Origin of the sequence: Micromonospora sp. CA-248212, assembly GCF_050948405.1 — a bacterium.
Classification (GTDB): Bacteria; Actinomycetota; Actinomycetes; order Mycobacteriales; family Micromonosporaceae; genus Micromonospora.
On sequence record NZ_CP192023.1, the window covers coordinates 2,603,086 to 2,627,179 of the forward strand.

A 24,094-nucleotide genomic window follows, 5' to 3' on the forward strand; every position below is an offset into this window, starting at 1 on the left:
AGAAATTGGGTGTGTAAACAACGCCCGGTACCTTCCTGACGTGCCCGATGCCCCTCGACAGTTGATCGCCGATCGTTACCGGCTGGTCCGTCCCCTCGGCCAGGGCGGGATGGGCCGCGTGTGGCAGGCCCGCGACGAGATGCTTCAGCGCGACGTCGCCATCAAGGAACTGGTGGCACCGCTCGGCCTGCGTGACGACGAACGCCGGGAGCTGCGCGAACGGTCCATGCGCGAGGCGCGGGCCGTCGCCCGCCTGGGCCACCCCAACGTGGTACGCGTCTTCGATGTGCTGCACTCGGGCGGCGACCCCCTGATCGTGATGGAACTCGTCCCGTCCCGGTCGCTGCACCAGGTGCTCGAAGCCGACGGGCCGATGCCGGTGGACCGCGCCGCGCGGATCGGGCTGGGCCTCCTGGGCGCGCTGCGGGCCGCACATCGGGCCGGCGTGCTGCACCGCGACGTCAAGCCGGCCAACGTGCTGCTCGGCGACGACGGCAGGGTGGTGCTGACCGACTTCGGTCTGGCCACCCTTCCGGGCGACCCACGGATGACCCAGACTGGGATGGTGCTCGGCTCGCCGGCGTTCCTCGCGCCCGAGCGGGCCACCGACGGCGACGTGGGTCCGGCCGCCGACCTGTGGTCACTCGGCGCCACCCTCTACGCGGCCGTCGAGGGGCGCACCCCGTACCACCGTTCGTCTCCGCTCGCCACGCTGGCGGCCCTGGCCACCGAGCCGCCACCGCCGGCCCAGCGAGCCGGTCGGCTGACCCCGCTCCTGGAAGGACTGCTGCGGCGGGATCCGGACCAACGGATCGGCGCGGACGAAGCCGAGCGACTGCTGCGTCAGGCCACCGCCCCCGACACGCTCTCCACCCCCGCAATGCCCGCCGTGGCCGTGCCTGCCGTGGCGGTGCCCGCGGTAGCCGTGCCTGCCGTCCCGGCGCCGGATGCCGGCGCCCCCACCGTGCCGGTGACCAGCGCCGATGACATGGCCGGCAACGACGCCACCGACCCGGTGTCCCGTCCGGCGATCGTGCCCGAGTTCGTCACCGCCGACGGCCCGGCCGCGTCGTCGACGGTCCACGACGAGCCGTCGCCAGGACCAGCGCGCCGTCGTCGGGCTCGGTTGATCGGGTCGCTGGCCGCCGCGCTGCTGCTCGTCCTGGTGGTGACGACGTCGCTGCGGTACGGCGGAATGCTGGGCGGTGCGGGCGTCCTCGGATCGTCGGACCCGAGCGCCAACCCGAACATCGCGGAGATGCCGGTGTCCCGGGTGCTGCCGCCCGCGCCCGCCGGATGGCGCTACTACCGCGACGACCCCCGCTTCCTCGTGCCGGTTCCAGACGGTTGGCAGGCGCGCCGCGACGGCGAGCGCGTCGTCTTCCGCGAGCAGGACGGCAGCCGGGTGCTCGTCATCAACGAGCTTCGGGCCGTCCCGGCGGACCTGGTCGCCGCCCTGCGGCAGCGCGAGGACGCGGAACGCGGGCGGTACACCCAGTACCGGCCGGTCCGGCTCGCTGCGCTGCGCTACCAGGCGCGGGCCGCCGAATGGGAGTGGACGTACACCGACCGGGACGACACGCCGACCCGCATGGCGAGCCGGCTGTTCGTCGGCCACAACGGGCACGCGTACTCCATCGACTGGACCACCTCCGCCGCCGAATGGTCCGCCAGCACGCCCGTGTTCGCGCTGATCACGGATGGTTTCCAGGGCCTGCCGGCGGCGACGGCTCCGCCCCGGTCCCCCGGCCCGCCACCGTCGATGAGCGTCGGGCCGCCGGCGTCCACCGGGACCGGCAGCGGCACGACCACCGCACCGCGGAACCAGGCGCAGCAGCCGTCCGCTCCGCCGTCCCCGACGAAGTCCAGCGCGCCCGCCGGCAAGCAGATCTCCAGCTTCGCCAGTGACCGCTGCATCGACATCCAGGACGGCAACCCCTACGCGGGCGCGCGACCGCAGATCTGGGACTGCCGGCGCACCGCCAAGCAGCTGTGGACCTTCCCGTCGGACGGCACGGTCCGGTCCATGGGTATGTGCCTGGACGTCGCGGGCCACTCCACCCAGGACGGGGCCGCCGTCATCCTGGCCGAATGCTCCGGAGCGTCATCGCAGAAGTTCACCCTCAACAAGGCGTACGACCTGGTGAACACCAAGGCGGACAGATGCGTCGACGTGGTCGAATCGAACCCGGACAACGGCGCCCAGTTGCAGATCTGGCAGTGCACCGGCAACGCCAACCAGAAGTGGCGGGCCACCTAGCCTCTGGATCCTGAGCACGGCGGTGAATTGCCGCGAAACCCATCGCCCCGGGCGGGTCGCGGGGAGAATGGTGGACCGGACAGGGGCGCTGCGACGAACCGGGGGAGCGGTCGTGCTCGGAACCAGCCTCCTCGGTCGGCTTCGCCGCCGTGACCCGGGTGACGCCGTCCTGCGGCGCGCGGCCCGGCTGACCCTGGTCGCGTCGGTCCTCTTCTACGCCTGCCGCTACGGCGTGGGCAGCCCGCTGCTCGCCACGTACGCACTGTTCGGCACGATCGCCGCCGGGGCGTTCGCGCAACTGCCCGGCCCGGCGTCACAACGGGCGCGGATCCTCGTCACGTCGCTGCCGGCGGTCTGGGCGTTGATCGCCGCCGGCACGCTCCTGGCGTGGAACACCTGGGCGGCGGCCGGCGGGATGCTGGTCATCGGGTTCGTCGTGGCGTTCGCCGGGGTCGGTAACCCGCGACTGGTGGGTCTGGCCAGCGCGTTCCAACTCTTCTACATCCTGGCGTCGTTCCCGCCGTACCAGCCGGACAGCCTGCCGCAGCGCCTCGGCGGGGTCACCCTCGCGATCGTGCTGCTCGCCGCGGCCGAGGTGGTGCTCTGGCCCGACCCGGTGCCCGTCTCCTACCGGCAACTGCTCGCCCGAGCGGCGGACAGCGTCGCGGCCTTCCTCGACGCCACGGCCGACGCGATGACCGCCCCCGGCCCCGGTGCTCGGGACGGGCGTCGCGAACGGGCGTACGACCTCGTGGCACTGCTCGGGCTGGGCCGCAACTCCCCGGAGTCGGCGCCCACGGCCGCCGGAGCGCAGGACCGGGCGCTGCGGACCTCCGCAGCGGCGCTGCGGGAGGTGCTGGCCACGGCGGACCGGCTCGCCACGGACGCCCCCTCGACGCCGATCCCGGACCTGGCGGCGGCGCGGCTGCTGCGCCCGTGCGCCGACGCGATCCGGGCTGCCAGCCGTAGCCTGCTTTCCGACGCGCCCCAGGCGGATCTGCGCGACCTGGACGCCGCGATCGGCGCGGCTGAGCCGTCGGTGGGATCGGGCCCGCCGGACGTACCCCGGATGTGCCGGGACGCGACGGCGCTGGCCCTCGCCGACCAGGTACGGATCTTCGCCCTCGGCACCCGGATCGCCGCCGGGGCGCGCGTCGACGTCGACGCCTATCCCCGGCTCTTCGAGTACGCGCGGCACGGCGCGTGGACGCTGTACTGGCGACAGTTCGGCGCCCACCTCGCGCCCCGCTCCGCGCACCTGCACAGCGCGCTGCGACTGGCGGTGGCGCTGGCGGTCGCCCGGGTGGCGGCCGGGGTGCTGCACCTCAACCACGGCTTCTGGGTGCTCCTGGCGACTCTCACCGTCCTGCGCACCTCGGCCGCCGACACCCGCACCGCGCTGCGACCCGCCGTGCTCGGCACCATCGCGGGCGTGGTCGCGAGCGGCCTGCTGGTGCTCGTCGTGCAGGAACCGGTCGTGTACGCCGTCGTACTGCCGGTCTCGTTGCTGCTGGCGTTCGGAGTCGGTCGCCTGCTCGGCCCGGTGTGGCAGCAGGCGCTGTTCACCCTGCTGCTGACCGTCGTGTTCACCCAGCTCAGCCCCGAGGGGTGGCGACTCGCCGAGGCACGGCTGGTCGACGTCGGGCTCGGCGCGGTGATCGGCGTGCTCGCCGGTGTGGCCATGTGGCCGCGCGGCGCCGGCCACGACCTACGGCACAACGCCGCCCGCTACCTGGCGGCCAGTGGGACGGCGGTCGAGCGGACGGTCGAGGCGGTGCTCGGCGACGGGCGGCCACCCGAGCACGACTTCGACCAGGTCGGCCGGCGGGTGATCCTGGTCGACTCGTCCTACTGCCAGTACCACTCCGAGCGCCACGACCCACGGCGCGTTCAGCTGAACTGGGACGCCGCCCTGAGCGCCGGACACCACCTGGTGCCCGGCGCCGAGTCGTTGCTGCGCCGGAACCCGCCCGGCTGCCTGGCCGGCTGGCCGGCGGCAGCAGCACTGCTGCGGGACACAGCCGGGCACCTGCGGTCGGCGTACGACGACCTGGCCGGCGAGGTGACGAACGGTCGGGCGGCCGGGCCGATGCCCGTACCGATCGACTGCGTCGACGAGGTGGACCGGCTCCGCCCGCTTCTCGGCGACGTCGACTCGGCCGCGGTGCGGCACCTGGTGGAGGTCGACAGGTGGCTCGCCGGGCTCGCCGACAGCCTCAGCCGGATCCACCCGGACGCCGACGCGCCCCGGCGACCCTGAGCCGGCCCGGTTAGGGGATGACGGGCAGGCCGCCGTGGTACAGGTGCTCGAACTGGCGGTGGACCCAGAGGATGCGGCCGTCCGGGCGGACGACCTTGCGGAGATCGGCGATGGTGACGTCCTGGGCGCGCAGCGCGGCGTGCAGCGTCCGGAGGGTGGCGCCCTCGGCGATGACCGGCACCGGCGGTGCGCCCGGGGCCCGCTCGGCCAGGCCGGCGCTGTGGTCGTCGGCGGTGAGGTGGTCGGCGGCCTCCGCCGCGGCGTTCAGTGTCTCGTTCGCCAGCGAGACCTGCTCTTCCACCGCCTTCCACTGCTCGTCGCTGAACTCGAGTTTGAGCTCGGCCACCCCCACGCCGAGCAGGGGCTTCAGGAGCATGGTGGTGGCCCGCAGGAGAGGAACGGCCCGGACCCACCACTCCCGGGAGACATCTATCGAGTAGACGCCGGCGTCGCGTCGAGAGGGCTCCAGGACGTGCACGGGCTGGAGCGAGTGCTCGCAGTACAAGGTCAGCCGCATCCGGATGGAGGTCCACTGCGGATTGCGCAGGGACGCCCCGACGGGGGTGAGGGTGAAGAGGCGCGGCCCGTCCGCGGCCTCGTCGTTGAGCTGCCACATCAGGGCCGTCAGCCGTGCGTGCACGCCCGCGAGGTTGGCCTTGACGGTGTCGCTGAGCTCGGTGACCCGCCGACTCAGGCCGCGGACCTGCCTGTCCACCAGGGCCATGCCGTCCTGCAGCACCGCGAGCGCGTCGTGCCCGGCGTGCGAGCCGCCCAACAGCGCGTCGATGGCGGGGAAGGCATCGCAGCTGGAGACGGGACACTGCGCCACGCTCTGACCGTGCGCGTCGCGCAGCTTGACGAGCTTGTCGACGTCGAACAGGCCCGCGCCCGGGGTGGGCAGGCCGCAGCCGTGCCGGCAGGCGACGAGGGCGACTGTGGTCAGGCCGGGCCAGAACCGTTCGATGCAGTAGCGGATTTCGTCGGTGACCTGTCGCAGGTAGGTGACGGCATCCGGGCCACGGACCTGGACCTGGACACCGACTCCGGTACGCACCGTGAGGAGCGCGCGGGCGCCGTACCGGCTCTGCAGGATCACACCCTGCTGCCAGTGCACGCCCTGCAACGAGTCGGGCTCCGTGTAGCGCTGATGGTGCAGACGCACGATGAGCCGGTACATCAGCGACTCGGGAATGACCACGGGACCCGCCGGGCCCTCCGAGATCCGGCACACCTCCAGGTACTCGCGGTCGCCGGAACGAAAGTCGACCCAGGCGCTGCGCAGGTCCGGCTGCGCGGCGGGGACGAGTTGCGCGATGAGGCTCACCGGCTCGGGCGAGGCGTCGAGCGAGACCTGGTACGTCAGCTCGAAGCGCCCCATGAGCGCCAGGAACAGTCGCTGTTGTTCCCTCGTGTAGAGCGTGCCGTCGGGCGCCTGCCCGGCACCCCACAGGCTGCCGAGCATACGGTGTGAAACGAGACCGAGGGCGTCGACGGCGTCTCGACTGTCGAGGACGGCGGCGATCGCGACGTTGAGCCAGTCCGGTTGGAGGATCACGAACGCGGCCAACGCGTCGTCGTCCGCGTAGTAGATCCACTTTCCCAGGTGGTGGGCGTTGCTGGCCAGCGCCCGCGCCTGGGCAACGGTCAGTCCCTGCGCCTCGGCCATCGCCTCGAAGTCGCGGTAGTCGATCACCTGCTGACCGTCGGCGGTGACGGCCTCGATCGTCCGCTGCCAGCTCGCCGGATAGTTGCGGTGCACGTGCGGGAGCGTGCCGGCGGCCACGGAGATCGCCTCCCGCAGCGCCTCCAGCCGGTCGTCCGGGACGGCGCTGTCGACCTCGTAGAAGCCGATGATCAGGTCACCGAAGCGCTGCTTGAGATGCCGTTCGTCGATGGCGTCCGCCCGCGAGGTCGGCCCGCCGTGCGACGCGACCACGAGCACCCGGGCGTCCGGGGCCCGGTGGGCGATCATGGCGATCCAGGATTCCACCATGCCGGCCGCGACACCCGGACGCGGTTTCCAGACGACGACGTAGACGGCCGGCGCGCTGAAGAACAACTGGTGCGCCGGCTGGTAGGCTTGCTGACCGCCGAAATCCCACCCGTTCAGGGTGATCTCCCGACCGGCGTGGGTCACCACCAGCGACTTGATGTCCATGCCCTGCGTCTGGTGACGATCCCGCCACGGCTCGCCGCGCAACGCTCCGAGCAGCGAGCTCTTCCCCGCCTCGCCGGCGCCCACGAACAGGAGCTTCGCCTCCGAAATCGGTATCCCGTCGGCGGCGACGTTCCGGAGAAACGCCAGCAGCGCTTCAGTGCCCTCCGCCTCAGCGGCCAGCACCTCGGGCGGAAGTGGGTTGTCGTCGACGACGAGCGTCCGGAGCTCTGCGAGCCGACCGATGGCGTGGGGCAGGGTGGTGAGCTGATTGCTTTCCAGGTAAAGGCCGGTGAGGGAGGTCCAAGCGGCGACGGCGTCGGGTAGCGCGGTGAGCCGGTTGCCGGCTAGGTAAAGCCCGGTGAGGGAGGTCCAGGCGGTAACGGCGTCGGGTAGCGCGGTGAGGCGGTTGCTGTCGAGGTTCAGCTCGGTGAGGGCGGTCCAGGCGGCGACGGCGTCGGGTAGTGCGGTGAGCTGGTTGCCTTCCAGGTGCAGCTCGGTGAGGGAGGTCCAGGACGCGGCGTCGTCGGGCAAGGCGGTGAGCTCATTGTTCTGGAGGTAAAGGCTGGTGAGGGCGGTCCAGGCGGCGACAGCGTCGGGCAAGGCGGTGAGTTTGTTGCCGGTCAGGTGCAGCTCGGTGAGGGAGGTCCAGGCGGCGACGGCGTCGGGTAGTGCGGTGAGCTGGTTGCCTTCCAGGTACAGGACATTGAGGCAGCTCCAGGCGGCGACCGCGTCGGGTAGTGCGGTGAGCTGGTTGTGATCCATGTCGAGCCGGGTGAGGGCGGTCCAGGCGGCGACGGCGTCGGGTAGTGCGCTGATCTGATTGTTATCCAGGTTGGACTTTGTCATGGCGGTCCAAGCGGCGACGGCGTCGGGTAGTGCGGTGAGCTGGTTGTGATTCAGGTGCAGGACATCGAGGAAGGGCCAGGCGGCGACGGCTTCGGGTAGTGCGGTGAGCTGGTTGCTGTCCAGGTGCAGGTCGGTGAGGGCGGTCCAGGCGGCGACCGCGTCGGGTAGTGCGGTGAGCTGGTTGTTCTCCAGGTACAGCCCGCTGAGGGAGGTCCAGGCGGCGACGGCGTCGGGTAGCGCGGTGAGTTTGTTGCTGGCCAGGTTCAGCTCGCTGAGGGAGGTCCAGGCGGCGACGGCGTCGGGTAGTGCGGTGAGCTGGTTGCCTTCCAGGTACAGGACATTGAGGCAGCTCCAGGCGGCGACCGCGTCGGGTAGTGCGGTGAGCTGGTTGTGATCCATGTCGAGCCGGGTGAGGGCGGTCCAGGCGGCGACGGCGTCGGGTAGTGCGCTGATCTGATTGTTATCCAGGTTGAGCTTTGTCATGGCGGTCCAGGCGGCGACGGCGTCGGGTAGCGCGGTGATTCTGTTGTCGATCAGGTTCAGCTCGCTGAGGGAGGTCCAGGCGGCGACGGCGTTCGGCAGCGCGGTGAGCTGGTTGTTGTCCAGGATGAGCCGTTCCAGGGTGGTCCAGGCGGCGACGGCGTCGGGTAGCGACGAAAACCGGTTGCTACTCAGGTCCAACAGGGTGAGGGACGTCCAGGCGGCGACGGCGTCCGGCAGCGTGTCCAGCTCGTTGCTGGCGAGATCGAGGCTGACGACCTCGGCGAAAGCCCAGGTGTCGCGCAGCAGTTCGGTGAGGTCTTCTGAGGTGAGATCGAGACCGCTCAGGTCGACATGCCCAGTGGTGGCGGTATCAATGCGCTTCCGGGCCTCGACAAGCCTGCCGTCGTCCATGCCCGAGCAGCGTAGTCTCCCGTGCACAGTCGGTACGGCCGGCGCGGTCCGCCCTACTGCGTCCGGGTCGCGAGCAGGGATGCCCGCTGGCAGGCCGCCGATTGCCGATTGGCCGTGGCTGACCGTCGATGACCAGGCCTAACGTCGGTGGTATGGAGATCGCGCAGGCGCAGCAGTTGTGGAAGCCGGAGCCCGGCTGGTTGAACACCGCCTCCTACGGGTTGCCGCCCGAGCCGGGCTGGACGGCGTTGCAGGACTCCCTGGCCCAGTGGCGTGTCGGCAGCACCTCCTGGGAGGGCTGGGGCGACTCGGTGCAGCGGGCCCGGACGACGTTCGCCGGTCTGATCGGGGTGCCTGACGTCGACGTGGCCGTCGGCGCGACGGTCTCCCAGATGCTCGCGCCGGTGGCGGCGGCCCTGCCGGCCGGCGCCACCGTGGTCGTTCCGGACATCGAGTTCACCTCGAACCTGTTCCCCTGGCTGGTGCAGGAGGAGCGCGGCGTCACGGTCCGCACCGTGCCGGTGGACGGGCTCGTCGACGCGATCGACGCCGACACGGACGTGGTCGCGTTCAGCCTGGTGCAGTCGTCCGACGGCGCGGTCGCCGCGTACGACGAGATCGTGGCCGCCGCCCGCGCGCACGGCGCGCTGGTGGTGGTGGACGCGACCCAGGCGTGCGGGTGGCTGCCGTTCGACGGCAGCCGGGCCGACGTGGTGGCCGTGGGCGGTTACAAGTGGCTGATGAACCCGCGCGGCACCGCGTACGCCTATCTGGCCCCCGCCCTGCGCGAGCGGCTGCGCCCGGACGCGGCCGGCTGGTTCGCCGGCCAGGACCCGCACGCCTCCTATTACGGCCTGCCGTTGCGGCTGGCGGACGATGCCCGCCGGTTCGACATCTCGCCGGCCTGGTTCAGCTGGGTGGGCGCGGCCCCCGCCATGGAGCTGGTCGCCGAGATCGGCGTGCCGGCGATCCAGGCGCACAACGTGGCGCTGGCCAACCGGTTCCTGACCGGCCTGGGCCGGCCGGCGGGGGACAGCGCCATCGTCGCCGTTGACGTGCCCGACGCGGAACAGCGCCTCGCGGCAGCTGGCATCCGGGCGGCGGTCCGGGCCGGCCGGGTCCGCGCCTCGTTCCACCTCTACTCGACCGAGGCGGACGTGGACGCGGCGCTGACGGCGCTCGTCGGCTGAGGCCGGAAGGCCGGCCGCGCCCCGCAATGGGGCACGGCCGGCCTGCGCTCAGGAGCAGAGGACTGACATTCGGGCTCAGGCCAGGTGACCGCCGATCTTCGTGTACCCGCGCAGCAGGTCCCGGGAGATGATGAGCCGCTGCATCTCGTCGGTGCCCTCGAAGATGCGGTAGAGCCGGACCTGCCGGTACCAGCGTTCGATGGGCAGCTCCCGGGTGTAGCCCATACCGCCGTGGATCTGGAGCACCCGGTCGACGACCCGGTTGACCATCTGCGCGCCGTACAACTTGCCCATCGACGACGCGTGCCGGGGGTCGAGGCCCTGGTCGACGGTCCACGCCGAGCGCAGGATCAGCCAGCGGGCCGCCTCCAGTTCGGTCTCCGAGTCGGCGATCATCCACTGGATGGCCTGGTTGGTGCCGATCTTCGCGCCGAAGGTCTCCCGGGTGTTGGCGTACTCGATGGCCATCTGCAGGACCCGCTCGGCGATGCCGACGGCGTGCGACGGGATGGTGTAGCGGCCCTTGCCGATCCACTCCATGCCGAGGGTGAAGCCCTGCCCGATCTCGCCGAGGATGTTGCGGTGTGGCACCCGTACGCCGTCGAAGATGAGGGACGCCGGGCCGCCCTCGCCCATGGTCTGGATGAACTCCGAGCGCCAGCCCATGGCCCGGTCCACCAGGAAGGCGGTCGCGCCGCCGTTGCGGGCGCCCTTCTCCCGGTCGGTCACCGCGACGACGATGGCGAAGTCGGCGTCGTGACCGCCGGTGATGAAGGTCTTCTCGCCGTCGAGGATCCAGTCGTCGCCGTCGCGGCGGGCGGAGAGCCGGATGTTGGCGGCGTCCGAGCCGGCGCCCGGTTCGGTGATCGCGAAGCAGGACCGGCGCTCACCCTCGATCGTCGGGATGAGGAACTCCTGCTTCTGCTCCTCGGTGGCGTGGAACAGGATGTTGTCGGCCTCGCCGCCGAAGCGGAACGGCACGAACGTGTGGCCCAGCTCTGTCCAGATCAGCGACTGGAGGACGGCCGGCAGGTTCATCCCGCCGTACTCCTCGGGGGTCGCGAGACCCCAGAAGCCGAACTTGCGGGCCTTGAGTTGCAGCTCGCGGACCTCGGAATGGTCCAGACTCGGCTGGTGGGCCCGCTCCCGGCGAAGCACCTCCGCCTCCAGCGGCATCACCTCGCGTTGGATGAACGACCGGGCGGTGTCCCGCACCGCCCGCTCCTCGTCGGTGAGCGAAAAGTCCACGATGGTCCTCCTGGCGTCGGCGCGGCCGGTCACCACTAAACTAGCGGTGTAAGTTTTGCTGAGTCCAGTCCCGCGAGGAGCGTTGTGCCCCGACCCCGCCAGCCCCGGCTCACCCGGCAGCTGATCGTCGAGACAGCCACCGCGCTGATCGACGCCGAGGGCCTGCCCGCCTTCTCCACCCGCCGGCTCGCCGCCGCGTTGAGCGTCCAGGGGCCCTCGCTCTACAACCACTTCGCCACCAAGGACGAGATCCTCGACGCGGTCGCCGACGGGGTCACCGGCGCCGTCGACACCAGCGGATTCGCCAGCCGTGACTGGGCCGCCGCGCTGCGCGATTGGGCGTGGTCGTACCGGCGGGCGCTCACCGCGCACCCGAACATCGTGCCGTACCTGGCGCAGGGGCCGGGTCGACGTCCGGCCGCGCTCGCCATGGCGGACGCGGTCTACGGCGGTCTCGTCCGCGCCGGCTGGCCGCCGGCCCGCGCCACCCACATCGGCGCGGCGCTGCGCTACTTCGTGGCCGGGTCGGCGCTCGGCTCGTTCGCTCGCGGCTTCGTCGAGGATCCCGAGCTGTACGCCGCGCACTACCCGCACCTGGGCCAGGCGCACCGGCTCGCCGAGCACCAGCAGAGCGTCGACGAGGGCGCCTTCGCCCTCGGCCTGGACGCGCTGCTGCACGGGCTGGCCGCCGAGTACGACCGCGCCGTCGGCCCCCTCGGCGCGGTGGAGTCCGGGCAGTCCAGCGGGTAGCGTCCAAACTCCCAGCGCTAGTTTCATCGTCCGTCCGCCGCTGAGCCGCCCGTCGCCCACCCCCCGAAGGGACGCCATGGACCTCGCCGCACCGCCGTCGCCGCTCCCCGACACCCTGCGCCTCCGGCGTCACCTGCACATCGGCGGCGAGTGGACGCCGCCCGCCGGCGCCGACGTGCTCGACGTGGAGAATCCGAGCACCGGGGACACCGTCGGCCAGGTCCCCGCCGGCACGGCGGCCGATGTGGACGCCGCCGTCACCGCCGCCCGCGCCGCCTTCGCGGGCTGGGCGGCCACCGCGCCCGCGGAACGCTCCGCGCACCTCGACCGGCTGCACACCGCGCTCGCCGCCCGTGCCGACGACCTCGCCCGCACCATCGCCGTGGAGCAGGGCTCGCCGCTCAAGCTCGCTACCCGCGTGCAGGTCGGGCTCCCGCTGACGGTGCTGCGCGACCACGTCGCGCTCGCCGCCCGTCCGCCGGTCGAGGAGAGCATCGGCAACTCTCTCGTCGTCCGCGAGCCGATCGGCGTGGTCGGCGCGATCACCCCGTGGAACTACCCCCTGCACCAGGTGATGGCCAAGGTGGCGTCCGCGCTCGCCGCCGGCTGCACGGTCGTGCTCAAGCCGAGCGAGCTGACCCCGCTGACCGCGTACCTGCTCTTCGACGCGGTCACCGAGGCCGGCCTGCCGCCGGGCGTGCTCAACCTGGTCCCCGGCACCGGCGCGGTGGCGGGCGAGGCGCTCGCCGGGCACCCGGACGTCGACCTGGTGTCGTTCACCGGCAGCACCGCCACCGGCAGCCGGATCATGCGACTCGCCGCCGACCGGATCACCCGGGTCGCGCTGGAGCTGGGCGGCAAGTCCGCCAACGTGATCCTCGGCGACGCCGACCTGGCCACCGCGGTCAAGGTGGGCGTGGGCAACGCCCTGCTCAACTCCGGGCAGACCTGCACGGCGTGGACCAGGATGCTGGTGCACCGTGACCGGTACGACGAGGCGCTCGACCTGGTCGCGGCGGCGGTCTCCGGTTACCGCCTCGGCGACCCGTTCGACCCGGCCACCCGGCTGGGCCCGCTCGTCTCCGCTGCGCAGGCGCAGCGGGTACGCGGTCACGTCGACCGGGCGCTCGCCGACGGCGCGCGGCTGGTCGTCGGCGGCCCGGACGCCCCGGTCCCGGCGCGCGGGCACTTCGTCGCCCCGACCGTCTTCGCCGACGTGCGTCCGGACAGCGCGCTCGCCCAGGAGGAGGTCTTCGGCCCGGTCCTCGCGGTCATCCCGTTCGACGACACCGACGAGGCCGTGGCCATCGCCAACAACTCGCGGTACGGGTTGGCCGGCGCGGTCTGGTCCGCCGACACCGACGCGGCGCTCGCGGTGGCGCGACGCCTGCGGACCGGGGCCGTCGACATCAACGGCGCGCCGTTCAACCCGCTCGCTCCCTTCGGCGGCTACAAGCAGTCCGGCCTCGGCCGGGAGCTGGGCACGCACGGGCTCGCCGAGTTCTGCGAGGTAAAGGCGATCCAGCGATGACCGGCCCCGAGCTGACATCGGCCGCGCCGGGCGGCGCCGCCGAGCCGGCGTCCGCGCCGGTCGTCGTCCGCGCGCTGGTCGCCCGCGAACGCGGGGCCGAGCTGCGGGTCGAGCGGGTACGACTGCCCGCGCCCGGCCCCGGCGAGGTGCGGGTGACGATCCGGGCGGCCGGTGTCTGCCACTCCGACCTGTCCATGGTGAACGGCACGATCGCCGCGAGGTTCCCGCTGGTGCTCGGGCACGAGGCGACCGGGGTGGTGGCCGAGGTCGGGCCGGGCGGCGGGCTGACGGTCGGCACACCGGTGGTGCTCAACTGGGCGCCCGCCTGCCGGGCCTGCTGGTGGTGCCGACGCGGCGAGCCGTGGCTGTGCGCCGACACGACGGCCCCGACCGTGCCGCGGGGCGAGACCGAGGACGGGGTTCCGCTGCACCTGACCCTCGGTCTCGGCGCGCTCGCCGAGGCGGTGGTGGTCCCGGAGAGCGCTGTCGTACCGATCCCCGTCGGCCTGCCGGTCGAGCAGGCCGCGCTGCTCGGCTGCGCGGTGCTCACCGGCCTCGGCGCGGTCCGGAACACCGCCCGGGTGGCGTCCGGCGAGTCGGTCGCCGTCGTCGGGCTCGGCGGGGTCGGGCTCGCCGTGCTCAGCGCGGCACGCCGGGCGGGTGCCACGACGATCCTCGCCGTGGACGTGGCCGAGGCGAAGCGTGACCTGGCCCTGGCCGCCGGAGCCACCGACTTCCTGCTCTCCGACGATCGGCTCTCCAAGGAGGTGCGGGCTCGCACCGAGGGGCGCGGCGCCGACCACGCCTTCGAGTGCGTGGGTCGGGCCGCCACCATCCGGGCGGCCTGGCGGCTCACCCGGCGCGGGGGCTCGGTCACCGTGGTCGGCATGGGCGCGAAGGACGACATGGTCAGCCTCGGCGCGCTCGACATCTTCCACTCCGCCCGTACGCTGCGCTCCTCGGTGTACGGCTCGTCCGACCCGGACCGTGAGGTGCCGGTGCTGGCCGCCGAACTGGCCGACGGTGCACTGGACCTGCGCGTGCTGGTCAGCGGCACGGTCGCGCTGGGCGAGGCGCCCGCCGCGTTCGACCGGCTCGCCCGAGGCGAGGGTGCCCGCTGGGTGGTGACACTGGACTGAGCCGAGCAGGCTCACCCGCTGGCGATCTCCGGCCGGCGGCACCGGCCGGAGATCGGCTTCGCTCAGAAGGGTGGTGCGTCCTCGCCCATCAGCGCCAGTACGACGCCACCCCTTCCGCTCTTGAGGCTCTGGACGACGACCTTGCCGGTGCTGCCGTCGGGCAGCTCCAACGTGAAGGTCTTGCCGATCGCGTTCTTGGGACCATTTCCGGCGCTGTTGGCGGGACGGAAGTCGCCGGCCCACGGCCGGGTCCCACCTTTGCGGGCGGGCTCGGCGAAGAGGGCGGCGGTGCCAGGGGTCCTGGTGCCGTCCGAGGAGAGAAGCACTGAGGCGCTGCGATAGGTAGCCATATGCGCCAAGGCTATCCCGGAGTGCCGCGGTCGCGGCAGATGACGGCGCGGGTAAACGTCGACCGCCGCCGGCCCGGACGCCTTTGTCGCTGGCCGGCGGCCACCGGGGTCACGCGGCGGCGCCGAGCACCCACTGTCTGGTCTCGGCGATGAAATCGGCCGGGAAGCCGAGACGGAACCCGGTGGCCGTCTCCAGCCGCAGGGCCAGTTCCGGCGGCAGCGTGACCGCGGTGCAGCCCAGGTTGTCCCGGAGTTGTTCCACGGTCCGCGCGCCGATGATCGGCAGCACGCCGCTGCGGAGGCGGGTCCAGGCGAGGGCCACCTGCGCCGGGGTGACGCCCAGCTCGCCGGCGACCTCCTGCACGACCTGCGCCACAGTGAGGTCGCGGTCGCCGATCGTGTCCCGGCTCAGCCGCGTCCTCTCCTGCGGCGGGCCGGCGTTGTACTTGCCGGACAGCACGCCGCCGCCGAGCGGGCTCCAGGCCGTCACGGTCATGCCGTACGCCTCGGCCATGGGCAACAGTTCCCGCTCGGCGTCGCGGTTGACGAGGCTGTACGGCACCTGGAGGCCGGCGAACGGGCTCCAGCCGCGCCACTCGGCCAACGTGTTCGCGCGGGAGACCACCCAGGCAGGGGTGTCCGACACCCCGACATAGAGGACCTTGCCGGCGGTGACCGCGTCGTCGAGTGCCCGCATGGTCTCGTCGATGGGCGTGCGCTGGTCCCAGATGTGCACCCAGTAGACGTCGACGTGGTCGGTGCGCAGCCGGCGCAGGCTGGTCTCCAGCGACAGCCTGAGGTTCTTGCGGTGGCTGCCACCACCGTTGGGGTCGGCCGAATCACGGGTCACCGTGTACTTCGTGGCCACGACGAACCTGTCGCGCCGCCCGGCGAGCAGCTCGCCGAGCATCTCCTCGCTGGCGCCGCCGCGGTAGTTGATGGCGGTGTCAACGACGTTGCCGCCGGCCTCGGCGTAGGCGTCGAGGATGCGGCGGCACTCTTCGATCGGCGCACCGACGCCACCCTGTTCACCGAACGTCATCGCGCCGAGCACCAACTCGGACACTCGCAGCCCGGTCCGCCCGAACGTCGTGTACCTCATGCGAACTCCGTCGCAACGAACTCGGCAGCGACGTCGCTCAGGTGCCGGTGGGGTGCCCAGCGGTGCTCGGGCGGGTCGAGGAACTGCGCGGTGCGGTCGGTAACCTCGGTCATGCGCCCGACCATACGCCCTGTCTGGTCACAGTGTCCAGATGCTCTATCAGGTAGGCTGCGGCCTGTGATGGCCCGCCGTGACGACCCGCAGCAGAGCCGCGCCGAGCTGCGCGAACGTGTCTTGAACGCACTTCGTGAACTGCTGCGCGAACGCACTTTCGACACGCTCAGCGTGGCCGACATCATCACCGCCGCAGGCGTCTCGCGGGCCAGCTTCTACTTCTACTTCGCCGGCAAACAGGCGGTGCTGGCCGAGCTGGTACGTCGGGCGGTCGGTGCCGGTCACGAGGCCGCCCAACCGTGGGTGCAGGCGACCGCCGACCCGCGCGAGACGCTGCGAGCGGGCATCGACGCCGGTGCCGAACTCTGGCTCGCCAATGCCGCCGTGCTGCGCGCGATCGTGGAGACCTGGGCGTCCGACCCGCAGTTGCGCGAGCTGTGGCTGGGCCAGATGGCGACGTTCACCGACGCGACGGTCGCACGGATCGAGGCCGATCGTCGGGCGGACCCCGCTGTCTCGGCCCGGCTCGACGGTGTCGACGTGCACGCGCTCGCCGCAACGCTGACCTGGACCGGCGAGCGGCTCTACTACCTGGCCGCGTGCGGGGTGCCGCCGTTCGACGACCGGGCGGTGCTGGTCGACACGCTCACCCGCCTGTGGGTGTCGGCGCTGTACGACCAGCCCGTACCGACGACCGGGAATCCCTCTCGTCCTGCTGGCGGTCAGGTGGTTTGATCACGACGTCGATGCGGAGGGGGCACGGTGGGACGGAACGCGATCATCTTCCACGGCACCGGCGGTAACCCGGACGTCGTCTGGTACCGCTGGCTGGCCCGGCGGCTGGAGGCCCGGGGTTACGCCGTCGAGGTGCCGCACCTGCCGGGTGTCAACGTCGAGCCGATCGCGACGTTCCTGTCGACGGTGCTGGCCGGGCACCACTTCGACGAGGAGACGGTGCTGGTGGGCCACTCCGGCGGCGCGGCCCTGCTGCTGGCGCTCCTGGAGCACGTCGAGGTGACCGTGGCCCAGGCGATCCTGGTCGCCGGCTACTGCACCCGGCCCAACACGAGCGACGAGCCCGTCCTGCAGGAGCGCTACGACTGGGCCGCGATCCGGTCGCACGTGCGGGACATCTACTTCGTCAACTCGCGCGAGGATCCGTACGGCTGCGACGACCGGCAGGGACGCGCGATGTTCGAGCGGCTCGGCGGCACCCAGATCGTGCGCGACGACGGCCACTTCGGCGACTACGACCAGTCGTACGAGCGGTTCGAGCTGCTCGACCGCCTCATCCCCTGACGCTCGTCACATCCGCGCCCGCAGCACGTCGACCTCGCAGCCGGGCGCCGACGGGTCGAAGCCGTGCTCGGTCAGCCAACGGATCACCACCAGGCTGCGCCACGACCACCACGCCCGGATCACGTCGAGGTCGACGTCGGCGCCGTAGCCGGCCAGGACATCACCGAGGCGCTCCTCGTGGCCGAGCGTCAGCGTGGCGAGGTCGAACAGGGCGTCGCCCCGGGCCGCCTCGGACCAGTCGAGGACGCCGGTGACCTCGTCACCGTCGACGAACACGTGGCCCACCTGCAGGTCGCCGTGCGTGAAGACCGGCGTCCACGGCCGGAGCGCCGCCTCGGCGATGTGCCGGTTGCGGGTGACCAGGTCGGTGGGGAGAGCGCCGTTCGCGACGAGCCAGGCGCACTCGCGGTCGAGCCGCGTGGCCAACTCGTCGAGACTCCGACCGGGCCAGGGCGGCAGCGGCGCGTCGTGCAGCCTCCGTACGGCGGCGCCCGCCGCGACCCACGCCGTGGCCGGCGCGGTCGACGGCTCGCCCAGGCGGCCGAGCGCCCGCCCGCGCAGGGCGGCGAGCGCGAGCACGGGCGGGTTGTGCCAGAGGACCTGCGGGGTCGGCACGGGCGCCAGCGCCATCGCCGCCACCTCGACGTCCGCGTGATCCGGATCAGCGTCGATCTTGAGAAACACGTCCCCGGCACGTACGGTCGCCCGCTCGGAATGGGCGACGACGACCTCGATCTCCGGCACGTCGGCCATTGTCGCGGGATCGGCCGCGACCTTCGACGGGTTTTCGGTGGCGGAGTCGTTGCGGCGGGAAAATACCTAGCAGTACTATGCATCGTACTTCTAGGGTTGGACGGGAGGTCCCGTGAAGGTCGCCAAGGATCTGGTCGCCGCGTCGGCGACGCCGATGGTGCTCGGCATCCTGGCCGAGGGGGACAGCTACGGCTACGCCATCCTCCGGCGGATCAACGAGCTGTCCGGCGGTGAGCTGGACTGGACCGAGGGGCTGCTCTATCCGTTGCTGCACCGGCTCGAACGTCTCGGCTTCGTGGAGTCGAGCTGGCAGGCGGTCGCCGGCGAGCGCAGGCGCAAGTACTACCGGATCACCGACCGGGGCCGGGCCGAGCTGGCCGAGCAGCGCCGGCAGTGGGACACGGTCGTGGGCGCGCTCAAGGCGGTCTGGCACGACCGCGCGCCGCTGACGCCGCGTCCGCTGGAGGGTCTCGCATGACGGTGTACGACGGTCCCCACGAGCACGAAGGCCCGCGCGAGTTGGAGGCGCAGGTGACGCAGTGGCGTCAGTACGTGCTGCGCCGCGGGACGCTGAGCCCGGCCGACGCCGACGAGCTGGAGGACCACCTCCGCGGTTCCGTCGACGCGCTCGTCGCGGCGGGCCTCAGCGCGGACGAGGCGTTCCTGGTCGCCGTGAAACGGATGGGCAGCCTCGACGAGTTGTCCCGGGAGTTCGCCCGGGAACACTCGGAGCGGCTCTGGAAGCAGCTCGTGCTCACCGGCGACTCCGGCGCCTCGGACGCCGGCACGCGTTCCCGACGGGACCTGTGGGCGATGCTCGGCGCGGCGGCCGGCGCGGTGGCGTCGGTGAAGGTGCCGGCGCTGTTCGGGCTGACCTTCGACGGCGACGGCTCGTTCTACACGCGTAACTTCACCCTGTTCGCGCTGCCCTGGCTGGCGGCGTTCCTCGCCTGGCGGCGCCGAGCCCGGCCGGCGGTGGTCGTGGCGCTGGTGGCGCTGTTCGTCCTCGGCGCGCTGGCGGCCAACGTCTACCCGCTGGCGGGCGACTCGCAGTCCATCGTCGTCACCAGCGTCCACCTACCGATCGCGCTGTGGCTCGTGGTCGGTCTGGCCTACGTCGCCGACGACTGGCGCTCGACACGTCGACGCATGGACTTCATCCGCTTCACCGGCGAGTGGTTCATCTACTTCGTGCTGATGGCCCTCGGTGGTGGAGTGCTCGCCGCCTTCCTGTTCAACACCTTCGCGGCCATCGGCATCGTCCCGGAGGCGTTCGTCTCGCAGTGGCTCCTACCCTGCGGCGCGGCGGCCGCGGTCGTCGTGGCCGGGTGGCTGGTCGAGGCCAAGCAGAGCGTCGTCGAGAACATCGCGCCCGTCCTCACCCGGCTGTTCACCCCGCTGTTCACGGCCGCGCTCCTGGCCTTCCTCGTCGCCGTCGTCTGGACCAGCCACGGCATCGACGTCGAGCGCGAGGCGCTGATCCTGTTCGACCTGCTGCTGGTCGTGGTGCTGGGGCTGCTGCTCTACTCGTTGTCGGCCCGCGATCCGCTGGCCCCGCCCGGCGCGTTCGACAAGCTCCAGCTGGCGCTGGTGCTCAGCGCGCTGGCCATCGACCTGCTGGTGCTGTTCGAGATCACCGGGCGGATCACCGACGACTACGGCGGTACGCCCAACCGGGCGGCGGCCCTCGGCGAGAACGTGGTCCTGCTGGTCAACCTCGCGTGGTCGGCCTGGCTCCTGCTGAGCTTCGTCCGTCGGCGTACGCCGTTCGCGGCCCTCGAACGCTGGCAGACCGGCTACCTGCCGGTGTACGCCGCCTGGGCCTGGATCGTGGTCCTCGCCTTCCCTCCGCTGTTCCGGTACGCCTAGCGAGCTGCGGGACAGGAGGCGTCCGGCCAGCGCGGCGGCGAGGCCGGCGATCCCGGCCGCCGCGAAGCCGCCGGCCGGTACGGAGAGGTCGATCGCCACGCCGACGAGAGGGGACCCCAGGGCGAACCCGGCGCTCTGCGCCGACGACTGCAGACCTGTCGCCGGCGACGGAGGGTGATCCGTTGACGGACGCCGTGGAAGACGCGCTGCGTCGGATGGTCCGAGCCCCGCCCCGGGTCACTTGCCGGTGACGATGCCCGGGTTGATGCACAGGCCCGGGTTCGCGCCGTTCTTCTCGGCGATCTCCAGGCATCGGGTCACCTTGTCGACCTTCGCGTTGGTCTCGGTGATCTGCTTGGAGATCTCGGCGTTCTTACGGTCCTGCTCCAGGTTGCGGGTCTGCGCCAGCTTGTCCTGGAACGCCTTGATGTTGCCCTCGGTCTTGTCGTCGTGGTTGACCCGGGTGATGGTCACCGACAGGATGTCGACGTCCGTGGCGAGGCGGCTCTCCGCGCTGGTCTTGATGTTCGCCGCGAACGGTTTGAGGTCCACGTTGAGGTCGCCGGTGCGCGCGTCGATCTTCTCCAGCGGGTTGTACGCGGCGAACGCGTCGTTGACCGCGCTGTCGAGCTGCACGCCCACCCGCTGTCCCCGGAAGCTCACGAAGTCGCCCTTGTAGTCCATGAACTGCTTGGGGGCGTTCTCCGGTTTGACCTGCCACTCGATGAGCACCTCGACGCAGGCGTCGGCGAGCGTTCCGGTACGGACCCGGACGCAGTCGTCGCCGCCGATGTGGTCGTACTTCTGCCGGCCCGCGTCCCACTCGCCGACCTTCTGCCAGGGGGCCACCCACTTCAGGCCCGAGCCGGTCACCTCGCCGGTCGGCTTGCCGAAGCTGGTCACGATGCCGACCGAGCGGATCGGCACCGAGTGGGCGCTGGAGGCGATGCCGACCACCAGGCTGAGGGTGAGGAAGCCGAGCGCGGCGAGGGCGGCCACCCGCTTCAGCGAGCGGGCGGGGGCGACGAGCGCGGCGACGGCGCTGACGACCAGGGCGACGGCGAGGATGATCGCCATGGTGAAGCCGACGGGCATGGGGTGGGGGCCTTCCGCTGGGCTGTGTGGATCTTCACGCTAGGAGGTCCGGTCAAGTCGGGCCGCGCCGGTCGGCGTCGGCCCGCCGCCGGTAAATTCCGCGCCGGGCGCATCCGCCGCGCCCGGTCGCGGCGAACCCTGGGTAGCGAACACCGACCCGGGGGTACGTCTGTGCTGACCGATCCGATGCCGCCTGTGCTGACCGATCCGATGCCGGCCGACGCCGTGCAGACCGCGCTCAAGCGGGTCTCGCTGGCGGCCGAGGACCTGGACGGTAACCGGGTCGCCACGCTGATGCTGGAGTTGGCGGCCGAGTGGGGCGTGCCGGCGCTCTGGGAGCAGGTCTGCCAGCCGCTGCTGGCGCCGATGTCGGGGCGCGACGTCGGCGAGATCGCCGTGGAACACGCCCTGTCCGAGGGCGTCCGGGTCGGGCTGGACGTGTATCGCCGGGATCCCGGGCGGTCCCTGCCGACCGGCGGGGTGCTGCTGGCCGGCGCCGAGCGGGAGGCGCACTCGCTCGGTCTGCACGCCCTCGCCGCGGCCCTGCGGGAGCGGGGGCGTGGCTGCCTGCACCTGGGACCCGCGCTGCCGTGGTCCGCGCTGAGCGGCGCCGTGCGCCGCGCTCGCCCGTACACCGTCGTGGTGTGGTCGCAGACGCCGGTCACCGGGCGCGCGTACCGGCTGGTGCGTTTCGCCCGTGATTTCCCCGGCCTGCGCGTCTACGGCGCCGGGCCGGGCTGGATCGAACCGCTCGCCGCGCCCGCCGTCCACCTGAGCGCGCTGCCGGCCGCCGTGGCCGCCTGTCTGAACGTGCCGGAGCCGGGGGAGCGGCGTCGCGCCGAGACGTGACGCCGACCACTTCCGATACGAAACAGTTCCGTATCGTTAATGGCTGGTCGTAGTCTGTTCGCCGTTACGAGTCTGGCCCGTATCGTATTGCGGAACGGGTGCAACCGGGGGGAGAACCGGGCATGGAGCTGCACGAGAACACAGGACACCCGAGGAGGTGGGCGATCCTGGGGGTGCTGGTGATCAGCCTCCTCGTCGTCGTCCTCGACAACACGATCCTCAACGTCGCCCTCCGCACCCTGGCCGACCCGGTACACGGTCTCGGCGCCAGCCAGGGCGAGCTGGAGTGGGCGATCAACTCCTACACGCTGGTCTTCGCCGGCCTGCTGTTCACCTTCGGCGTGCTCGGCGACCGCGCCGGCCGCAAGCGCTTCCTGATGATCGGGCTGGCACTGTTCGGCCTGGCGTCGCTGCTCTCGGCGTACGCCGACAGCCCCGCGCAGCTCATCGGCGCCCGCGCCCTGATGGGGGTCGGCGGCGCGGCCATCATGCCGGTGACGCTCTCGATCATCTCCAACGTCTTCGACCCCCGCGAGCGCGGCCGGGCCATCGGCGTCTGGGCCGGCGCGGTCGGCCTGGCCGTGGCGATCGGCCCGATCCTCGGCGGCACGCTGCTGGAGCACTTCTGGTGGGGCTCGGTCTTCCTGATCAACGTCCCGGTGGTCGTCGCCGGCGTGATCCTGGTGGCGCTGCTCGTCCCCGAGTCGCGTGACCCGCGCCCCGGCCGCGTCGACCTGCTCGGCGTCCTGCTCTCCGTGGTCGGCCTGGTGGCCCTCTCCTACGGCATCATCGACGGTGGCGAGCACGGCTTCGACCGTCCGGTGGCCTGGGGTTCGATTCTGGTGGGCATCGCCGTGCTGGCCTGGTTCGTGCGGCACGAGCTCCGCTCCGACCACCCGTCACTGGACGTCCGCCTGTTCAAGGTGCCCCGTTTCGCCGCGCCGGTGGCCATCGTCGGCCTGGTGTTCTTCGCCGCGATGGGCGTGATGTTCTTCAGCTCCTTCTACCTGCAGCTGGTTCGCGACTACAGCCCGCTGCAGACCGGTCTGCTCTTCCTGCCCTTCGCCGGGGCCCAGCTGATCTTCGCGCCGCGCAGCGCCGCGATGGTCCGCCGCTACGGCGGCCGGGCGGTCGCCGCCGTCGGGCTGGGGCTGACCGTGGTGGCGCTGGCCGCGTTCGCCTTCATCGACGCCTCCACCCCGATCTGGATGGTGCTGGTCGTCTTCTTCCTCCAGGGCGTCGGAATGGCCAACATCATGCCGCCGGCCACCGAGTCCATCATGTCGGCGCTGCCGCGCGAGAAGGCCGGCGTCGGCTCCGCGGTGAGCAACACCGTCCGCCAGGTGGCCGGCGCGCTCGGCGTGGCGGTCCTCGGCTCGGTGCTCAGCGCGGTCTACCGCAGCGACGTGGGCGACGCGCTGACCGGCCTGCCCGCCCAGGCGCAGGACGCAGCCAACGAGTCGATCTCCGGGGCGTACGCAGCCGCCGGACAGCTCGGCCCGGCAGCGCCCACGCTGATCTCGGCGGCCAACGATGCCTTCGTCACCGCCATGCACTGGGCGGCGGCGCTGTCCGCGATCGTCGCGGCTCTCGGCATGCTGGTGGTGCTGCGGTGGATGCCGGGCCGCGACGCGCTGGCTCCGGCGTCGGCGGCCCCCGCCGCCGAGCCCGAGTTGGCCGGGACGGCCTAGGTTCGGGGACGATGTCCGACATGACCTCCACCGCAGATGCTCCGCGGTCGCCCGGGCGACCGCGGAGCATCCGCGCCGACGAGGCGATCATCGAGGCGACCCTCGACCTGCTCGCCGAGGGCAGCACCATCGAGGCGCTCTCGATCGAGGCGATCGCCACCCGCGCCGGCGTCGGCAAGGCCACCATCTACCGCCGCTGGGCCGGCAAGGACGCGTTGCTGCTGGACGCGCTGCGCCGACTCAAGGGCATCATGCCGCAGCCGGCCGGCCACTCCGTCCGCGACGACCTGCTGCTGCTGGTCGGCGCGGTCGGGCAGAACGTCGACCCCCGCGCGACGAAGATCATGCCGTGCCTGGTGCCGGCGGTGAACCGCAGCCCGGACCAGTTCCAGCTCTACCAGAACATCATCGAGCCCCGGCGGCAGCTCATGCGCGAGGTGCTGCGGCGCGGCATCGACGAGGGACTGCTCCGGCCCGACATCGACATCGAGGTCACCATGGCGCTGCTCACCGGGCCGATGCTGATCCAACGCGTACTCCAGTGGAACCCGGAGCTGGACAACCGCAAGCTGCCCGCGCAGGTCGTGGACGCTGTTCTCGAGGGCATCCGCGCCCGCTGAGCCGACCGCGCGCCCTGGCCGGGGCCTTCCCGACCGCGCGCCCTGGCCGGGGCCTGCACCGACCGCGCGCCCTGGC

General features: G+C 72.0%; 19 protein-coding genes. 13 read left to right on the forward strand and 6 right to left on the reverse strand.

The genetic code is table 11. The features are described from left to right. Positions 1-40: 40 nt before the first annotated feature. Both ACQP03_RS12610 and ACQP03_RS12615 read left to right on the forward strand, forming a co-directional pair. On the forward strand, positions 41-2,260 hold the full coding sequence (locus tag ACQP03_RS12610; RefSeq protein ID WP_357119567.1) for a serine/threonine protein kinase: 2,220 nt from the start codon (positions 41-43) through the stop codon (positions 2,258-2,260). 112 nt (positions 2,261-2,372) lie between these two features. Then, positions 2,373-4,520, forward strand: a complete 2,148-nt coding sequence (locus tag ACQP03_RS12615; protein WP_433460908.1) for an FUSC family protein — start codon at positions 2,373-2,375, stop codon at positions 4,518-4,520. A gap of 10 nt (positions 4,521-4,530) precedes the next feature. Here the strand turns inward: ACQP03_RS12615 and ACQP03_RS12620 are convergent, their stop codons facing one another. Further along, positions 4,531-8,418, reverse strand: a complete 3,888-nt coding sequence (locus ACQP03_RS12620) for a leucine-rich repeat domain-containing protein (RefSeq protein WP_433460909.1) — start codon at positions 8,416-8,418, stop codon at positions 4,531-4,533. A gap of 152 nt (positions 8,419-8,570) precedes the next feature. On the opposite strand from ACQP03_RS12620, the gene ACQP03_RS12625 reads away from it, so the two are divergent. Next, the gene (locus ACQP03_RS12625; protein ID WP_357119558.1) at positions 8,571-9,608 is read left to right on the forward strand and encodes an aminotransferase class V-fold PLP-dependent enzyme; all 1,038 of its coding nucleotides are present in this window, start codon (positions 8,571-8,573) and stop codon (positions 9,606-9,608) included. Between the two features lie 75 nt (positions 9,609-9,683). Here ACQP03_RS12625 and ACQP03_RS12630 read toward each other — a convergent pair whose 3' ends face one another. Continuing rightward, on the reverse strand, positions 9,684-10,856 hold the full coding sequence (locus tag ACQP03_RS12630) for an acyl-CoA dehydrogenase family protein (protein WP_357119555.1): 1,173 nt from the start codon (positions 10,854-10,856) through the stop codon (positions 9,684-9,686). An 84-nt stretch (positions 10,857-10,940) separates the two neighbouring features. Between ACQP03_RS12630 and ACQP03_RS12635 the strand changes: the two genes are divergently transcribed. The 3 genes from ACQP03_RS12635 to ACQP03_RS12645 all read left to right on the forward strand — a co-directional run bounded on the left by ACQP03_RS12635 (position 10,941) and on the right by ACQP03_RS12645 (position 14,276). Then, positions 10,941-11,606, forward strand: coding sequence for a TetR/AcrR family transcriptional regulator (locus tag ACQP03_RS12635; protein ID WP_357119552.1), 666 nt, complete (start codon positions 10,941-10,943; stop codon positions 11,604-11,606). A gap of 76 nt (positions 11,607-11,682) precedes the next feature. Next, the gene (locus ACQP03_RS12640; RefSeq protein WP_357119549.1) at positions 11,683-13,137 is read left to right on the forward strand and encodes an aldehyde dehydrogenase family protein; all 1,455 of its coding nucleotides are present in this window, start codon (positions 11,683-11,685) and stop codon (positions 13,135-13,137) included. Then, positions 13,134-14,276 carry an alcohol dehydrogenase catalytic domain-containing protein gene (locus ACQP03_RS12645; RefSeq protein WP_357392850.1) on the forward strand — a complete coding sequence of 381 codons (1,143 nt, stop codon included), beginning with the start codon at positions 13,134-13,136 and terminating at the stop codon, positions 14,274-14,276. Before ACQP03_RS12640 ends, ACQP03_RS12645 begins: the two co-directional genes overlap by 4 nt. Positions 14,277-14,338: 62 nt before the next feature. Here the strand turns inward: ACQP03_RS12645 and ACQP03_RS12650 are convergent, their stop codons facing one another. Both ACQP03_RS12650 and ACQP03_RS12655 read right to left on the reverse strand, forming a co-directional pair. After that, positions 14,339-14,626: a hypothetical protein gene (locus tag ACQP03_RS12650; protein ID WP_355053485.1), complete on the reverse strand. Its 288-nt coding sequence runs from the start codon at positions 14,624-14,626 to the stop codon at positions 14,339-14,341. 109 nt (positions 14,627-14,735) lie between these two features. Next, positions 14,736-15,728, reverse strand: a complete 993-nt coding sequence (locus tag ACQP03_RS12655) for an aldo/keto reductase (protein ID WP_357119541.1) — start codon at positions 15,726-15,728, stop codon at positions 14,736-14,738. A gap of 180 nt (positions 15,729-15,908) precedes the next feature. On the opposite strand from ACQP03_RS12655, the gene ACQP03_RS12660 reads away from it, so the two are divergent. Continuing rightward, entirely contained in the window at positions 15,909-16,577 is a 669-nt protein-coding gene (locus tag ACQP03_RS12660; RefSeq protein WP_396832272.1) for a TetR/AcrR family transcriptional regulator, read from the forward strand. Positions 16,578-16,604: 27 nt separating this feature from the next. Then, a complete protein-coding gene (locus ACQP03_RS12665) occupies positions 16,605-17,141 on the forward strand; it encodes an RBBP9/YdeN family alpha/beta hydrolase (RefSeq protein ID WP_433460910.1) in 537 nt (178 codons plus the stop codon). A gap of 6 nt (positions 17,142-17,147) precedes the next feature. Here ACQP03_RS12665 and ACQP03_RS12670 read toward each other — a convergent pair whose 3' ends face one another. Beyond that, entirely contained in the window at positions 17,148-17,894 is a 747-nt protein-coding gene (locus ACQP03_RS12670) for a phosphotransferase family protein (protein WP_357173523.1), read from the reverse strand. Between the two features lie 112 nt (positions 17,895-18,006). On the opposite strand from ACQP03_RS12670, the gene ACQP03_RS12675 reads away from it, so the two are divergent. Both ACQP03_RS12675 and ACQP03_RS12680 read left to right on the forward strand, forming a co-directional pair. After that, positions 18,007-18,372, forward strand: a complete 366-nt coding sequence (locus ACQP03_RS12675; protein ID WP_357119532.1) for a PadR family transcriptional regulator — start codon at positions 18,007-18,009, stop codon at positions 18,370-18,372. Further along, positions 18,369-19,763, forward strand: coding sequence for a permease prefix domain 1-containing protein (locus ACQP03_RS12680; protein WP_433460911.1), 1,395 nt, complete (start codon positions 18,369-18,371; stop codon positions 19,761-19,763). Before ACQP03_RS12675 ends, ACQP03_RS12680 begins: the two co-directional genes overlap by 4 nt. Positions 19,764-20,000: 237 nt before the next feature. Here the strand turns inward: ACQP03_RS12680 and ACQP03_RS12685 are convergent, their stop codons facing one another. Further along, positions 20,001-20,858, reverse strand: a complete 858-nt coding sequence (locus ACQP03_RS12685; RefSeq protein WP_357119525.1) for an SPFH domain-containing protein — start codon at positions 20,856-20,858, stop codon at positions 20,001-20,003. A 186-nt stretch (positions 20,859-21,044) separates the two neighbouring features. On the opposite strand from ACQP03_RS12685, the gene ACQP03_RS12690 reads away from it, so the two are divergent. From ACQP03_RS12690 to ACQP03_RS12700, 3 genes are all read left to right on the forward strand, one after another. Further along, the gene (locus ACQP03_RS12690; RefSeq protein ID WP_357120740.1) at positions 21,045-21,707 is read left to right on the forward strand and encodes a transcriptional regulator; all 663 of its coding nucleotides are present in this window, start codon (positions 21,045-21,047) and stop codon (positions 21,705-21,707) included. 122 nt (positions 21,708-21,829) lie between these two features. Next, on the forward strand, positions 21,830-23,398 hold the full coding sequence (locus ACQP03_RS12695; RefSeq protein ID WP_357119522.1) for an MFS transporter: 1,569 nt from the start codon (positions 21,830-21,832) through the stop codon (positions 23,396-23,398). An 11-nt stretch (positions 23,399-23,409) separates the two neighbouring features. Beyond that, on the forward strand, positions 23,410-24,018 hold the full coding sequence (locus ACQP03_RS12700; RefSeq protein ID WP_357119519.1) for a TetR/AcrR family transcriptional regulator: 609 nt from the start codon (positions 23,410-23,412) through the stop codon (positions 24,016-24,018). Positions 24,019-24,094 lie beyond the last annotated feature (76 nt).

Bases quoted from the DNA above. Each gene is read 5' to 3' on its own strand.
- ACQP03_RS12640 (WP_357119549.1), top strand. From the start codon at position 11,683: ATGGACCTCGCCGCACCGCCGTCGCCGCTCCCCGACACCCTGCGCCTC.
- ACQP03_RS12690 (WP_357120740.1), top strand. From the start codon at position 21,045: ATGCCGCCTGTGCTGACCGATCCGATGCCGGCCGACGCCGTGCAGACC.
- ACQP03_RS12685 (WP_357119525.1), bottom strand. From the start codon at position 20,858: ATGCCCGTCGGCTTCACCATGGCGATCATCCTCGCCGTCGCCCTGGTC.
- ACQP03_RS12650 (WP_355053485.1), bottom strand. From the start codon at position 14,626: ATGGCTACCTATCGCAGCGCCTCAGTGCTTCTCTCCTCGGACGGCACC.
- ACQP03_RS12625 (WP_357119558.1), top strand. From the start codon at position 8,571: ATGGAGATCGCGCAGGCGCAGCAGTTGTGGAAGCCGGAGCCCGGCTGG.
- ACQP03_RS12700 (WP_357119519.1), top strand. From the start codon at position 23,410: ATGTCCGACATGACCTCCACCGCAGATGCTCCGCGGTCGCCCGGGCGA.
- ACQP03_RS12620 (WP_433460909.1), bottom strand. From the start codon at position 8,418: ATGGACGACGGCAGGCTTGTCGAGGCCCGGAAGCGCATTGATACCGCC.
- ACQP03_RS12660 (WP_396832272.1), top strand. From the start codon at position 15,909: ATGGCCCGCCGTGACGACCCGCAGCAGAGCCGCGCCGAGCTGCGCGAA.
- ACQP03_RS12655 (WP_357119541.1), bottom strand. From the start codon at position 15,728: ATGAGGTACACGACGTTCGGGCGGACCGGGCTGCGAGTGTCCGAGTTG.
- ACQP03_RS12670 (WP_357173523.1), bottom strand. From the start codon at position 17,894: ATGGCCGACGTGCCGGAGATCGAGGTCGTCGTCGCCCATTCCGAGCGG.
- ACQP03_RS12680 (WP_433460911.1), top strand. From the start codon at position 18,369: ATGACGGTGTACGACGGTCCCCACGAGCACGAAGGCCCGCGCGAGTTG.
- ACQP03_RS12695 (WP_357119522.1), top strand. From the start codon at position 21,830: ATGGAGCTGCACGAGAACACAGGACACCCGAGGAGGTGGGCGATCCTG.
- ACQP03_RS12645 (WP_357392850.1), top strand. From the start codon at position 13,134: ATGACCGGCCCCGAGCTGACATCGGCCGCGCCGGGCGGCGCCGCCGAG.